At 71.3% G+C, this 13,460-nt stretch carries 13 protein-coding genes; 6 read left to right on the forward strand and 7 right to left on the reverse strand.

Translation table 11 applies throughout. The features are described from left to right. Window positions 1–164: 164 nt before the first annotated feature. A partial coding sequence (locus ASC77_RS26065) for an IS481 family transposase (RefSeq protein ID WP_156391076.1) occupies window positions 165–1,185 on the forward strand: 1,021 nt, incomplete at its 3' end. Between the two features lie 101 nt (window positions 1,186–1,286). On the opposite strand, the gene ASC77_RS08085 is transcribed toward ASC77_RS26065, so the two are convergent. Further along, window positions 1,287–2,270, reverse strand: a complete 984-nt coding sequence (locus ASC77_RS08085) for an EamA family transporter (RefSeq protein WP_056150886.1) — start codon at window positions 2,268–2,270, stop codon at window positions 1,287–1,289. Between the two features lie 58 nt (window positions 2,271–2,328). Here ASC77_RS08085 and ASC77_RS08090 point away from each other — a divergent pair, with 58 nt between their 5' ends. Both ASC77_RS08090 and ASC77_RS08095 read left to right on the forward strand, forming a co-directional pair. Beyond that, a complete protein-coding gene (locus ASC77_RS08090) occupies window positions 2,329–2,865 on the forward strand; it encodes a CGNR zinc finger domain-containing protein (RefSeq protein WP_056150888.1) in 537 nt (178 codons plus the stop codon). Window positions 2,866–2,982: 117 nt separating this feature from the next. Further along, a complete protein-coding gene (locus ASC77_RS08095) occupies window positions 2,983–4,863 on the forward strand; it encodes a DUF4157 domain-containing protein (protein WP_056150890.1) in 1,881 nt (626 codons plus the stop codon). A 6-nt stretch (window positions 4,864–4,869) separates the two neighbouring features. On the opposite strand, the gene ASC77_RS08100 is transcribed toward ASC77_RS08095, so the two are convergent. The 4 genes from ASC77_RS08100 to ASC77_RS08115 are packed head-to-tail and all read right to left on the reverse strand — an operon-like array spanning window position 4,870 to window position 8,660. Further along, the gene (locus tag ASC77_RS08100) at window positions 4,870–5,643 is read right to left on the reverse strand and encodes an alpha/beta fold hydrolase (protein ID WP_056150893.1); all 774 of its coding nucleotides are present in this window, start codon (window positions 5,641–5,643) and stop codon (window positions 4,870–4,872) included. 14 nt (window positions 5,644–5,657) lie between these two features. Beyond that, a complete protein-coding gene (locus ASC77_RS08105) occupies window positions 5,658–6,419 on the reverse strand; it encodes an endo alpha-1,4 polygalactosaminidase (protein ID WP_056150894.1) in 762 nt (253 codons plus the stop codon). A gap of 1 nt (window position 6,420) precedes the next feature. After that, a complete protein-coding gene (locus ASC77_RS08110; RefSeq protein WP_056150896.1) occupies window positions 6,421–7,173 on the reverse strand; it encodes a hypothetical protein in 753 nt (250 codons plus the stop codon). 29 nt (window positions 7,174–7,202) lie between these two features. Further along, window positions 7,203–8,660, reverse strand: coding sequence for an MFS transporter (locus tag ASC77_RS08115; protein ID WP_056150899.1), 1,458 nt, complete (start codon window positions 8,658–8,660; stop codon window positions 7,203–7,205). A gap of 31 nt (window positions 8,661–8,691) precedes the next feature. Between ASC77_RS08115 and ASC77_RS08120 the strand changes: the two genes are divergently transcribed. Then, window positions 8,692–9,174: an SRPBCC family protein gene (locus tag ASC77_RS08120; RefSeq protein ID WP_056150902.1), complete on the forward strand. Its 483-nt coding sequence runs from the start codon at window positions 8,692–8,694 to the stop codon at window positions 9,172–9,174. Between the two features lie 20 nt (window positions 9,175–9,194). On the opposite strand, the gene ASC77_RS08125 is transcribed toward ASC77_RS08120, so the two are convergent. Beyond that, window positions 9,195–9,557: a YciI family protein gene (locus tag ASC77_RS08125; protein ID WP_056150904.1), complete on the reverse strand. Its 363-nt coding sequence runs from the start codon at window positions 9,555–9,557 to the stop codon at window positions 9,195–9,197. 204 nt (window positions 9,558–9,761) lie between these two features. Between ASC77_RS08125 and ASC77_RS08130 the strand changes: the two genes are divergently transcribed. Continuing rightward, window positions 9,762–10,205, forward strand: coding sequence for a DUF6069 family protein (locus ASC77_RS08130; RefSeq protein WP_056150906.1), 444 nt, complete (start codon window positions 9,762–9,764; stop codon window positions 10,203–10,205). A 19-nt stretch (window positions 10,206–10,224) separates the two neighbouring features. After that, entirely contained in the window at window positions 10,225–11,325 is a 1,101-nt protein-coding gene (locus ASC77_RS08135) for an aromatic ring-hydroxylating oxygenase subunit alpha (RefSeq protein ID WP_056150908.1), read from the forward strand. On the opposite strand, the gene ASC77_RS08140 is transcribed toward ASC77_RS08135, so the two are convergent. Then, entirely contained in the window at window positions 11,236–13,419 is a 2,184-nt protein-coding gene (locus ASC77_RS08140; protein ID WP_056150911.1) for an acetate--CoA ligase family protein, read from the reverse strand. The two genes, ASC77_RS08135 and ASC77_RS08140, sit on opposite strands and share 90 nt — an antisense overlap. Window positions 13,420–13,460 lie beyond the last annotated feature (41 nt).

Genomic DNA, 13,460 nt, shown 5'->3' on the forward strand with positions numbered 1-13,460 from the left:
GTTCGGCGCCGAGCGGGTCAGTCGCTGGTTCGGCCGGGAGTAGACGCCCTAGSTGTACTGATCACGGACGTTAGGTACGGCGTGCCTGCTGGACGATGACGAAGACCTCCGGGTGAGGTGTGGAGCAACCACGCACCCACACCTGAATCACCACGGAGGTCTTCGTGTCCCACGCTAACGCTTGCCTGACCCCGAACGGGCGGCTCCGCTTGGCCCAGCTGATCGTCGACAAGAACTGGCCGCTTCGCCGAGCCGCTGAACGATGGAACTGCTCGGTCACGACCGCGCGCCGCTGGGCCAACCGATACCGGGAGCTGGGCCGCGACGGCCTGGTGGACCGGTCTTCGCGCCCGCACACCTCCCCGCGCCGGACCGCGACCAGACGTGAACGCCGCGTGATCGGGCTGCGGGTCTCACGGCGGTGGGGGCCAGCTCGGATCGCCTACCGGCTCGGCATGGCTGTCTCGACGGTGCACAAGATCCTGACCCGTTTCGGCTGCCCACCCCTGACCTGGACCGATCCCGCCACCGGCACCCGGATCCGTGGCCCCCAGATGAGCCGCCGGGCCACCAACGGCTACGTCCACGACGCTCCCGGTGACCTGATCCACGTCGACGTCAAGAAGCTCGGCCGGATCCCCGATGGCGGCGGCTGGCGCATCCACGGCCGCGGCTCGGCCCAAGACCTCCGCGTCAAGTCCATCCGTGAGAAGGCCGCTCGCGCCGGCGCGGCGGGCTCTCGTGGCTACGCCTACATCCACCACGCGGTCGACGACCACTCGCGCCTGGCCTACTCCGAGATCCACGCCGACGAGCGCAAAGAGACGGCCGTCGGGTTCTGGCGACGAGCCCGCGCCTGGTTCGCCGCCCACGGCATCACCATCAAAGCGGTGCTGACCGACAACGGCTCCTGCTACCGCTCCAAACTATGGGCCAAGACCCTCGCATCGGGCGGGATCAAGCACCGCCGGACCCGTCCTTACCGGCCCCAAACCAACGGGAAGGTCGAACGCTTCAACCGCACCCTGCTCGAAGAATGGGCCTACGCCTGCGAGTACCGCTCCGAGTCCGAACGCGCAGCCGCCTACCCCGCCTGGCTACACACCTACAATCACCACCGCGGCCACACCGCACTCCGCGGCAAGTCACCCATCCAGCTCGTGACCAACCTGCGTGGACAGAACANACCCCGCCTGGCTACACACCTACAATCACCACCGCGGCCACACCGCACTCCGCGGCAAGTCACCCATCCAGCTCGTGACCAACCTGCGTGGACAGAACACCTAGGGCAGCTCCAGGGAGTGGTCGGTGGCGGTGGTGCGCTCCCCCAGCTTCACCCCGACGACGCCGGCCATGATCAGCAGGCCGCCGACCAGCTGGATCGGGCGTGGCAGCTCGTCGAGCAGCAGCCAGGCGAACACGACGGCCGCGACGACCTCGAGCAGGGCCACGAACGACGCCAGGCGCGAGCCGAGGCGCCGACTCGCCGCGACGCCCGTCGTGTACGGCACCGCGGCGGTCACGACGCCCAGGACGACCAGCGGCACCCACCAGTCGACGTCGACGCCGGCGTACGCCACCGCGCTGGTCGAGGCCCTCATCGGCAGCAGGCCGACCAGCCCGGCGATCCCCAGCACGGCGGCCCCGACCAGCAGCCCGCAGGCCGCCAGCACCATGGGCGGCAGGCCGTTGTCCTCGTCGGCCGAGATCACGAAGAAGGTCGCCGCCCCGACCATCGCCGCCAGCGCCCAGGCCACACCGACCGGGTCCAGGCTGGCGCCGGACGCCAGGTCGAGGACCAGCACCAGGCCGACGGCCGCAACCGCCGCGCCCAGGAGGGTCAGCCGACCCGGACGTTGCCCGTGGCGGAGCCACATCCAGCAGACCACCGTCGCGGGCGCCGTGTACTCGATCAGCAGCGCCGGCCCGACCTGCATGTGCGCGACGGCCGAGAAGTAGCAGAACTGCGCGCCCGCGACGGCGAGGACGCCGTACAGCGTCACCAGCGCAGCGTTGCGGCGCAGCAGGTCCCAGCGCCCGCGCAGCGTGACCAGCCCGAACGGGAGCACGACGATCGCCGCGACCGAGATCCGGATCAGCACGATCGCCCCCGGGCTCCACCCGACGTCGAGCAGCGGTCGCGCCAGCGGCCCGGACAGCCCGAAGGTCACTGCGCAGACGATCGCGAAGCCGAGGCCGCTGGCGAGTCGGGAGCCCTGTGACGCGCTCGGCGTCAGGGCAGGCGTGTCGTCGGCGACTTTGCTCACGCTTCATGCTATCGGCGATATCTCTACGGACGTCGACCGGAGCCTGTAATCTGCAACCGTGCTTTTCACGGATGACACCGCGGTGATGCTGCAGGCTGCAGTAGTGCTGGTGAACTCCGCCGTCACGACGGACACGTTGACGACGATCGACGAGCTGGACCTCTGGTACGCCGAGTACATGCACACCAACCACCGCACCTCGGGTCCGGCCGAGCTCGAGAGCGTGCGAGCGGTGCGGCACATCCTCTACGAGCTGATGACGTCCGACCGGGACCGGACCGCCGAGCTGGTCAACGAGCTGCTCGCCTCGGCGGGCACGACGCCCCAGCTGGTCCGCCACGGCGAGTGGGACTGGCACCTGCACGGCGTCTCGGCGGACGCCGACCCGGCGACCCGGATCGTGGTCGACACCGCGATGGCGATGATCGACGTCGTCCGCGACGACCAGCTGTCCCGCTTCGGGATCTGCGCCGACGAGACCTGCACCGGGGTCGTGCTCGACCTCTCCCGCAACCGGTCCCGCCGCTTCTGCTCGACCGCCTGCGGCAACCGCAACGCGGTGGCGGCCTACCGGGCCCGCCAGGCGAAGGACTGACCTCCCTCCCCTGCTCCGCCCCCGGGAAATGCCCCGTGCGGGTCATGCCCGCCCGGTCCGCGACTGGCTAGCGTCTCCTCCGGGGGCACTCGGACCACCGACAGTGGGGATCTCGGAATGGGCGCAGGACCGGTCTACGCGGAACCGGAGCGTGAGCAGCAGCCGTCGCAGGACGTGATCGAGCCCGAGTCCGCCCCGGCCGCGCCGGTGCCGCTCGTCGTCGGTGCCGCGGACGACCGGGCCGAGGTCGACGCCGACCGGCGCGCCGACGACGCCCTCGCCCGCCTCGCACCACACCGCGAGCACGACCACGACCACGCCCACGGCGTACGCCGCTCCGCCCGGGCGCCGAGCGGCGCGATCGGGCTGGCCGGCGGCGCGCTCGACGGCGGCACCGAGCAGCGCCTGACCTCGCGCCTGGGCCGCGGCGGCGCGCTCGACGCCGGTGTCCGCCGGCGCATGGAGGGCGCCTTCGGGTCTTCCTTCGCCCACGTCAACGTGCACACCGACGGCGAGGCGGACGCGCTCTCGCGGCAGATGTCGGCGACTGCGTTCACGGTCGGCAACGACATGTTCTTCTCGCAGGGCGCCTACCGGCCCGGCGACGAGTCCGGCGAGCGGCTGATCGCCCACGAGCTCGCCCACGTCGAGCAGCAGGGCGCCGGTGCCCACCGGATGGTCCACCGCGCCGTCGGGTTCGAGTTCGAGACCAACGTGATCGTGAAGCGCCGACGCAACACCCTGCGCAAGCGCTTCGAGCCGTACGGCAAGACCGCCGTCCTCAAGCAGTACGACGGATTCCGGATGGAGGCCGACGAGCACTCCGACTACGGATCGGCGATCGAGTTCGTGGTCGACCCGCCGCTCGGCGAGGACCAGCGCGACAAGCTCGAGACGATCATGGAGCAGATGGTCGCCGACGTGGAGCGGATGCGCGCTGCGGCCGGGAAGAAGGCCGTGACGAAGGCCGACACGGCGTACAGCCAGGTCTTTCAGGAGAAGCACGACGAGTACCGCGAGGAGGAGAGCCGGCTCCAGGACGAGGGCAAGGACCGCGACGAGATCCTGGACGAGATCGGCACCTTCCAGGTGCCCGACCGCGACCCGAGCGTCGCGATGTCCGACACCGGCGTGAAGGGTGCTGATCCGAAGGCATGGATCCACCCCACGAGGAACGTGATCGCCAACCCGCAGGTCACCGGCGGCGTGGCCTTCGACAAGCTCCTCGACCTGATGGCCGAGATGGGACAGGCGGGCGACAAGACCGGACTGTCGGAGGAGCATGCGACCGGCGCCGAGGACCTGGACAAGGTGAGCGGGTCGACGAAGGGTCCGGCGATCTTCGCCGGGCGGGTCGAGACCGTGCCTGCACCGAAGAACCTCATGGGCACGCCGAGCAAGCAGCTGAAGGCGCTCGTGGCGATCCTCGCGATGTACGTGCACAACGGGAAGTTCGTGAGCACCCAGGACACTCCTCCGCTCAGCTACGCGAAGCTGCTCTCGGGATCCATGCTGATGCGCACCGACTTCGCGTCGATGTTCAACCGTCTCGACCAGATGGAACGCCAGGACGTCCGGATGGACCCCGACGCGTTCGCGGCCTGGGTCCTCGACGTCGCCGACCTCCCGGGCACCGAGGCCGCGAAGGTATACGAGCGAGGAATCCTCAAGGACTACCACGCCGGCCTCCAGGGCGGGATCGAGGACGCACCCGGCCTGCAGATCACCCGGGGGCAGTGGCTGTCGAGCATCGTCTTCGGGCAGGACATGCTTTCCGCCAAGAGCAACCCCGCGATCAAGGACAAGCTCGAGGGTCTGGGCCGGCTCGGCAACAAGTTCGACTCGGTCGGTGAGGGCGGCTTCGGGAAGCCCTCGGGCGTGATCATGGAGTTCCGCAACATGGCCCGAGCGGTCCCGGTCTCGAAGTGGACCGCACTCGCCACCTCGGTCTACGACTACCTGGTGAGCGTCAACGAGCGCGAGAAGGAGCGGGTCTGAGCAGCATCAGACCAGGAAGCGGCGCAGCACCTCGGTGAAGACCGCCGGCTGCTCGGAGTGCACCCAGTGCCCGGCTCCCTTGATCGTCACGCGCCGGTTGCGCGGGAACCAGTGGTCCATCGCGGCCACGAACTTCTCGCGCACGTAGCCCGAGTCCTGACCGTTGACCCACAGCGTCGGCCCGTCGTACGGCGGGGTGCCGGCGAGCTCCTCGTCCGGCCAGCCGCCGAGCCGGTCGATGTCGCGACCGAGCACGTCGAGGTTGGGCTGCCAGGCCCACCTCTCGCCCTCGTGGCGGAGGTTCTGCAGGAGGAAGCTGCGGATCGTCGGGTCCGGGACGGCGTCCTGGAGCGCCGCGTCCGCCTCGGCGCGGCGCTCGAGCCGGGTCAGGTCGACCGCCTGCATCGCCTCGATGTAGCCGGAGAACTCGCTGCGGGTTCGGTAGGCCACCGGCGAGACGTCGACGACACAGAGCCGCTCGACGAGCTCGGGGTGCCGCAGCGCGAGCACCATCGCGGCCTTGCCGCCCATTGAGTGGCCGACCAGCGCGACCGGGTCGTCGGCGCTGAAGAGCTCGGCGACCTGGTCGGCGACGTCGACGTAGTCGAAGCGGTCGCGCCAGGACGAGCGCCCGTGGTTGGGCATGTCGACCAGCAGCACCCGGTGGTCGGCGGCGATCGTCTTGGCGATGGACGTCCAGTTCTTGCCCTGGCCGAAGAGGCCGTGGCAGAAGGCCACCAGCGGCCCGCTCTCCCCGAGCGAGGTCGTGTGCAGGGCCATGCCGCGAGCCTAGATCAGCAGAAGCGGCGCACTCCGGTGGGGCTCAGGTCGCGATCCCGCAGCACGACCGCGAGCCGGTCGCCGTACTGCGCGCACGTGCGGCGGAAGTCGCGTGCGCGGTACTCGATCGCCAGCACGCGGTCGCCGTACGCGCGCACGTAGCTCCCGCACTCGCGGTAGCGGCCGCACTCCTCGGCGACCGCGAAGTCGTAGCCGATCCGCGTCCCGTCGAGGTCGGCGAGGTTCTTCTGCCCCGCCGCGAGGCCGGCTCGGTGCGCTCCTCGGACGAGCAGCCGGGCGTACGCGAGCGCCTGCCGACGCGTCAACAGGCCGCGGCTGCGGGTGAACGAGTCGAGGTTGTCGTACTCCACCGCGTCGTACCCGTCGCGGGCGCAGCCGCGGGTCCACCGTCCGACGATGTCGGCGAGGCGCTGCCGCTTGGGTGCGGTGCGTACGTCGAGCAGCTGCTCGCCCCAGGCCTCGTCGACGACCGGGCGCCCGTGGTCGCGCAGCACCAGGTCGGGGTGCCGCCGCCACAGTGCCCGCTCCCCCGGCTGGGTCTGGAAGCCGTTGACGTAGCAGACGTTGTAGCGACCAGGCACCGGCCGGGCCTCGCGGTCGCGCACCACGATGCCGACGTGCTCCGGCGTGGCGCGGACGCCGCCGAGCTGGTAGTCGACGTCCGTCCCGGTCGGCAGCGGCGGCGGCGGCGCCGCGGTCGAGGGTGCGGCGCCGAGCATCGTGACGACGAGCGTCAGCAGCAGGACCCGTCGCATCTCAGAAGTCGAAGCCGCCGAAGTCGCCGATGCCGTCGCCGAGGTCGCCGATCCCGTCCCCGATCGCGCCCAGGCCGTCGCCCATCATGTCGAAGCCGCCCAGGCCACCGAAGAGCATCCCGGCGAACATGATCTCCATCGGACCGAACGCGCCGAAGTAGCCTGCGGCGTACGGCTGGTAGGCGCGGCCACCCTCGTAGTACGGCACCCGCTGCGCGCCGACCATCACCATCCGGGAGTCGGGGTCGGCACCTGCGCGGACCCGCTCGGCGTCGAGCGCGCACGCGGGTACGTCGCGCGGGACCCCGGCCGGCGGCGACCAGAGGACGTCGGCCACGGACAGCCCGTGGCGCGGGTCGAAGAAGCACGCCGGCCGTCGGGCCGGCAACGGCTGGCCGTCCACCCGGGCACGCACGCAGGCGATCGCGTAGCGACCGTCGTCCAGGATCTGGGTGACGTGGCGGATGTCGTCGGGCTCGGCGATCGCCTCGACCGACGTCTTCGCTGACTCATAGGCGTCCAGCGCGCGCTGGTAGTCGGCGTTCGCGCCGGCATCCAGCTCGTGGCCGGCCAGGTCGCGGTCCAGCTCCTGGAGCTGCTCACCGAGCGCTGTCACGTCCTCGAAGGCCAGCTTGCGCACCGGCGCCAGCTCGGCCTCCGTGCGCTCCAGCTCGCGCTGCTTGGAGCGGCGCTGTGCAACCACCGCCGCAACGACGATGGCGGCCAGGACCAGGAGTACGACGATGCCCGTCATGACCTCAGCCTACGGAGATCGGCCAAGGCTCAGGCCGTCGCTGCCTCGGGCTCGTCGGCGGTCAGCGGCGCGGCGATGTCCTCCAGGGACTTGCCCTCCGCCTTGGTCCCGAGGAACGCCTGGATCACGCCGGCCACCACCATCAGCGCCGCGCCGACGAAGTAGCCGACCGCGATCTTGGTGATGTCGCCGCTCTCGGACGCACGGTCGATCAGCCATCCGAAGAAGAGCGGGCCGCTGATGCCACCCGCGGCCGTGCCGATCGCGTAGAAGAACGCGATGCACAGCGCCCGCGTCTCCATCGGGAAGACCTCGCTCGCGGTGAGGTACGCCGCGCTCGCGCCGGCCGAGGCGAAGAAGAAGATGATCGCGCCCATCAGCGTGAGGGTCACGGCGGTGACGCTGCCGAGGACGAGGCCCGTGGCGCCGAGCAGCACCCCCGAGAGGATGTAGGTGCCGGCGATCATCCGGACCCGGCCGACGGTGTCGAAGAGCCTGCTGAGCAGGAGCGCGCCGGCGAAGTTGCTGACGGCGAAGATCGCGAGGTACCAGCCGGTCTGCTTCACGTCGAGGAAGGTGGTCAGGGTGTCGCCGTACGTGAAGAAGAAGGCGTTGTAGAGGAAGGCCTGCCCGACGAAGAGCGCGAAGCAGACCAGCGTCCGCTTCGGGTAGAGCGTGAAGACGGTGCGGGCGATCTCGCCGATGCCGATCGTCGTGCGCTGGCGGATCGTGATCGTGTCGTGCACCGGGTCGAGGCCGTGGCCGCTCTCCTCCTCCACCGTGTGCTCGATGCTCTGCACGATCCGCTCGCCCTCGTCCTCGCGGCCGTGGATGAAGAGCCAGCGCGGGCTCTCCGGCACGTGCCGCCGCACGATGAGGATGCCGACCGCGAGGACGGCGCCGAGCCCGAAGGCGAGCCGCCAGCCCCAGGCGGGGTCGACGATGGTCGGGTCGAGCAGCGGGATCGTGAGCAGGGAGCCGAGTGCGGCGCCAACCCAGAACGAGCCGTTGATCGCGACGTCGACGCGGCCGCGGTACGTCGCGGGGATCAGCTCGTCGATGGCGGAGTTGATGGCGGCGTACTCACCGCCGATGCCCATGCCGGTCAGGAAGCGGGCGCAGAAGTACCACAGCGGCGTCATCGAGAACGCCGTCAGCACCGTGGCGACGATGTAGACGCCCAGGGTGATCAGGAAGAGCTTCTTGCGGCCGAACCGGTCGGTGAGCTGGCCGAAGAGCAGGGCGCCGATGCAGGCGCCGGCGACGTACACCGCGCCCGCCAGGCCGATGTCGAAGCTGCTCAGCCCGAGGCCGGTGTCGGACGGCTTCAGCGCCTCCGACATCGAGCCGACGATCGTGACCTCGAGCCCGTCGAGGATCCACACGGTCCCGAGGCCGATCACGACCATCCAGTGCCATCGTGCCCACGGCAGCCGGTCCAGGCGTGCCGGGATGTCCGTCGTGATGCGGCCGGTCTCCACTCCCATGCCGGGTGCGTACCCGTGCCAGGATCGGCGCATGCCTGCGACCCGGATCGAGACCTCCCGCACCATCGCGGCGCCCGCGACCGACATCTTCGCGCTGCTGTGCGACCCGCAGGGACACGTGGCGATCGACTCCTCGGGGATGCTGCAGGACGCGGAGGGCGAGCGGGTGGGAGCCGCCGGCGACACCTTCGTCATCCACATGGACCGCGAGTCGCTCAACGACTACCCCGAGATGGGCAGGTACGACGTGACCGTCACGATCCGCGACTTCGAGGCCGACCGCCTGATCTCCTGGACGGTCCTCGGCCGGATCAGGCCGCAGATCGGCCACGTCTACGGCTACCGGCTCGAGCCGGTCGACGACGGCACGCTCGTCACGTCGTTCTACGACTGGTCCGACATCGCCCCGGAGTGGCGCGACGCCGGCATCTTCCCGGTGCTGTCCGAGAACGCCTTGCGCGGCACCCTCGGCATCCTGGACCGGACCGTCCGGCGCGGCTATCCGCGCCCCTGAGCCACGGCACCGATCCGCGCTCAGGCGAGGCCCTCGAACGGCCTGACCTCGACCTTGCCGCGGCACGCCTTCGAACCGGCAGCCGCCAACCGGAGGGCGACGTCGAGGTCAGGCGCGTCGACGACCCAGAAGCCGCCGATGTACTCCTTGGTCTCCAGGTAGGGACCGTCCGTCATCACCGGAGCCTCTCCCTGGCCGTCGACGACGGTCGCCGTGCTCGCCGATCGCAGTCCGCCGCCGAAGACCCAGTAGCCGTCGGCCTTGAGCTGCTCGTTGAACGCGCCGGTCGCCGCGAACGCCTCCTCCATCTCCTCTCGCGATCCGTAGCTGCCGTACTCGCCCAGGTCGGCCGGGCCGTGGACGCTGAGCAGGTAGTGGGCCATCTCGTGCCTCCTTCGTCGCGGACGGTCCCGTCGACCGTCCCATGCCAGCTCCACGAACGGTGGGGCATGGATACGACACCACATGACCGATCCGCGGGCTGATGAGAAAAATCCGGCGGAGGTGTCGTACGGAGTACCTCCCCGTTCGTGGAAGTGGTGAGAGCAGGTCGCACCCCGCGGCCGCCACACAGATGGAGCAGCGACATGTCCACGACGTACTCCCCCACCAGCAGGACCAGCGCCACCCGGGCCACCCGGCGTCCGACCGTCTGGAGGCACGGCCTTGCGGCCTCGGTCGTCGCCTCGGTCGCCACCACCTCGCTCGCGGCGATCGCCTCGGCGGCCGGCGTCTCCTTCGCCGACAGCACCGGCGCGAGCATCCCGCTCGCCGGGTTCGCCCAGCTGACGTTGATGTTCTCGCTCCTCGGCGTCGGCCTCGCCGCCGTGATGGCGCGCCGCGCACGCCGGCCGCGGCGTACGTTCGTGCGCACCGCGATCGCCCTCACCGTGCTGTCCTACGTGCCCGACCTGGTCGTCGGGTTCGACGCCGCGTCCGCGGCGACGCTGATCGGCCTGCACACCGTGGCGGCCTGCATCGTCGTCCCGACCCTCGCGAGCCGGCTCGCGCGGCTATCCGCAGGCAACTGACTGACTGTACAGTTAGCGAATGGCGTCCACGATCCGCAAGACCCTGCCCGGGCCGGCGTACCACTCGGACGAGACGTACGCCGTCGACAAGGAGCGGGTCTTCTACCGCAACTGGGTCTACGTCGGGCGGGCCGAACGGGTCGCCCGGCCCGGGTCGTGGCTGCGCGTCGAGATCGCCGACGAGAGCATCCTCGTGGTCCGCGGCAAGGACGACCGGGTCCGGGGCTTCTACAACGTGTGCCGCCACCGCGGGTCCCGGATCTGCGACGACGAGAGCGGGGAGGTGCGCTCGCACCTGCGGTGCCCGTACCACGCGTGGGGCTACGCACTCGACGGCACGCTCGTCACGACGCCGATGATCGACAAGGACGAGATCGACCGGGAGTCGACCTCGCTGTGGCCGGTCCACGTCGAGGTCTGGGAGGGCTTCGTCTTCGTCAACCTCTCCCGCGAGACGCCGCGATCCCTCCACGACCACCTGGCCGACCAGCAGGACGACCCGCTGGGGCTGGCGAAGTTCGGCCTGTCCGAGCTGCGGATCGGCCACATCTCCGTCAACGACGTCCAGGCGAACTGGAAGATCGTCCTCGAGAACTACAACGAGTGCCTGCACTGCCCGACGATCCACCCCGAGCTGGTCGCCGTCGTGCCGGCGTACAAGAAGGGCAACATCTTCGACAGCGAGCGTGCGGACGGCGGGGTCTCGCTGGCCGACGGTCGCACGGCGATCGTCGACGACCCGCGACTGCGGCTGCCGCTGCTGCCGGGCTTCCACAAGGACGGCGACCCGGCGTCGTACTACGGGGCCGGGGTGTACCCGACGATGTTCCTCGACGTCGACGGGTCCAGCTGCCTGGCGACCGCCGTGTTCCCGACGGGCCCGCAGAGCTGCCGACTGGTGACGGAGTACCTCTTCAGCCCCGAGGCCATCGAGGACCCGGACTTCGACCCGTCGCCGATCCTCGAGTTCAACGAGCGGGTGACGCACCAGGACAACGAGGCGTGCGAGCGGGTCCAGCGCGGCGTGACGTCACGCGCCTTCGACCACGGCGTCTTCCCCGCCAAGGACTCCTGGGTCCACGGCTTCGACCAGCGCTACCTGCGCGACCTCGAGGACTGAGTCAGGGCCGGGGCCGAGGACGACCCGGGCGTCGAGTGCCAGGACTCCGGTCGGACCGGCCAGCACCGGGTTGAGCTCGAGCTCCGCCACCTCGGGGTGCGCGGCGGCCAGCACCGAGACCCGGGCGACCAGTCCGGCGAGCGCGTCCAGGTCGACCGCCGGCCGCCCACGGGCGCCGAGGAGCAGCGGCGCGCCCTGCAGCGACCGCAGCAGCGCGCGGGCAGCGTCGGGCGACACCGGCGCGATCGCGCACGCGGTGTCGGCGAGCACCTCGGCGAAGACCCCGCCGAGGCCGACCATGACGACCGGCCCGAACTTCGGGTCGAGGACGCTGCCCACGATGAGCTCCACGCCCTCGGCGAGATCGGCCATCTCCTCCACGGACACCGCCGGCGGCGCCAGCCGCCTCACCAGCTCGTCGTACGCCGTCCGCGCGGCCTCGCGGTCGGCGAGGCCGAGCACGACTCCCCCGCCGTCGGACTTGTGCAGCCGCCCGGTCGCCTTGAGCACGAGGGGGAAGCGCAGTCCGGACACCGCCGCCTCGAAGCCGGCGGCGTCGACGACGGACACGGCGGTCGGGAAGGCGACGCCGGCATCGGCGAGCAGCGCCCGCGCCGCGGCGTACGACGTGGACGTGACGGCCGGCGCGCGGTCCGGCAGCGGCTCGGCGAGACCGGCCCCGTCACGCTCGAGGAGCCCGGCCAGCACGGCGCAGGCGCGGTCGACGTCGCGGTGCACGGGGATGCCCGCCGCTCGGAGCACCGCAGCCGACGGGCTGTCGGGGTAGATGGTCTGCACGACCAGGGGCTTGCCCTGCGCCACGACCGCAGCCGCCATCTGCGCGGCGGCCGCGAGCTCCGGCCCGGTGAGGTTCGACTGCTCGGTCGAGTAGCCGCCGAAGAAGCCGGTCAGCAGCACGCCGTCGACCTGGTCCGACCCGAGCAGCAGCGCCACGCCGCGCGCGTAGCTCGCCGCGTCCTGCTCCCCCGCGCCGGCCAGGTCGACGGGGTTGGTCACCGTCGCCTGCGCCCACAGCGCCGACTCGAGCTCCGCGACCAGCTGCCCGGTCAGCGCCGGGGCACGCAGGCCGGCGGCCGCGAGCGCGTCGGCGGCCACGGCACCGTGTCCGCCACCGTCGGTCAGGATCGCGACCCGATCGCCGGTGATCCGTCGCGGCTCCCGCAGCGCGACCAGCAGGTCGGCCAGCTGGGTCGGGTGGTCCACCCGCCGCGCGCCGGCGGCCGCACAGGCGGCGTCGACGACCATCGTCGCGGTGGTCATCGAGCCTGTGTGCGACGCCGCGCTGCGGATCGCCGCCTCGGTGCGACCCGGCGCGAGCAGCACGAGCGGCTTGCCGGCGTCGCGCAGCGCCCGGGCCGCGTCGAGGAAGCCGCGACCGTCCACGACGTCCTCGGTGTAGACCGCGACCGCCGCCGTCCCGTCGTGGTCGACGCAGGCCAGCAGGAAGTCGACGAGGCCCAGGTCGGCCTGGTTGCCGAGCGAGACGAACCGCGAGACACCGAGCCCGCGATCGGCCAGCAGCCCGGCGAGGTCGAGCACCAGGTTGCCGCTCTGGCTGAGGACCGCGACGTCCCCCGACGGCAGCACGGCGTGGGCGAGCTGGAGGCCGGTCGAGGTGTCCACCACCCCGAGGCAGTTCGGGCCGAGCAGCACCGCGCCCGCGTCGCGGGCCACCGCCAGCGCCTCGGCCTCGAGCCGTGCCCCCTCGCCGCCCGCCTCGGAGAGTCCGGCGGTGATCCCGACGATCGCACGCGCCCCGGCGGCCACGGCATCGGTGACGGCCGCGACGAACCCGCTCGCCGGCACGCACACCACCGCGAGGTCCACGCGCACGTCGTGCGCGGCTGCGGCGGACTCAGCGGATGCGTACGTCGGGCGCCCGAGCACCTCGCCGCCACGGCGGTTGACGAGCAGCACCGTGCGGTCGCCCGGTGCGGCGAGCGCCCGCTGGCTGAGGACGTGCCCCCACTTGGCGGAGTCGGCGCTGGCGCCGACGATCGCGACGGTCCGGGGCGCGAAGAGGGCGTCCAGCGACCCCCGGGCCGCCGGCCCCGGCGACCCTTGACGCCTCACGCGGCCGACCCTAGCATCTGCTGACTGACTGACCAGTCAAT

The organism is Nocardioides sp. Root1257, assembly GCF_001425175.1.
Taxonomy (GTDB): domain Bacteria; phylum Actinomycetota; class Actinomycetes; order Propionibacteriales; family Nocardioidaceae; genus Nocardioides.

What these genes read in the sequence shown, in the direction of transcription:
- ASC77_RS08125 (WP_056150904.1), bottom strand. Translation starts at nt 9,557, where the DNA reads ATGGCCCACTACCTGCTCAGCGTCCACGGCCCGGCCGACCTGGGCGAG.
- ASC77_RS08135 (WP_056150908.1), top strand. Translation starts at nt 10,225, where the DNA reads ATGGCGTCCACGATCCGCAAGACCCTGCCCGGGCCGGCGTACCACTCG.
- ASC77_RS08115 (WP_056150899.1), bottom strand. Translation starts at nt 8,660, where the DNA reads ATGGGAGTGGAGACCGGCCGCATCACGACGGACATCCCGGCACGCCTG.
- ASC77_RS08120 (WP_056150902.1), top strand. Translation starts at nt 8,692, where the DNA reads ATGCCTGCGACCCGGATCGAGACCTCCCGCACCATCGCGGCGCCCGCG.
- ASC77_RS08110 (WP_056150896.1), bottom strand. Translation starts at nt 7,173, where the DNA reads ATGACGGGCATCGTCGTACTCCTGGTCCTGGCCGCCATCGTCGTTGCG.
- ASC77_RS08095 (WP_056150890.1), top strand. Translation starts at nt 2,983, where the DNA reads ATGGGCGCAGGACCGGTCTACGCGGAACCGGAGCGTGAGCAGCAGCCG.
- ASC77_RS08130 (WP_056150906.1), top strand. Translation starts at nt 9,762, where the DNA reads ATGTCCACGACGTACTCCCCCACCAGCAGGACCAGCGCCACCCGGGCC.
- ASC77_RS08100 (WP_056150893.1), bottom strand. Translation starts at nt 5,643, where the DNA reads ATGGCCCTGCACACGACCTCGCTCGGGGAGAGCGGGCCGCTGGTGGCC.
- ASC77_RS08105 (WP_056150894.1), bottom strand. Translation starts at nt 6,419, where the DNA reads ATGCGACGGGTCCTGCTGCTGACGCTCGTCGTCACGATGCTCGGCGCC.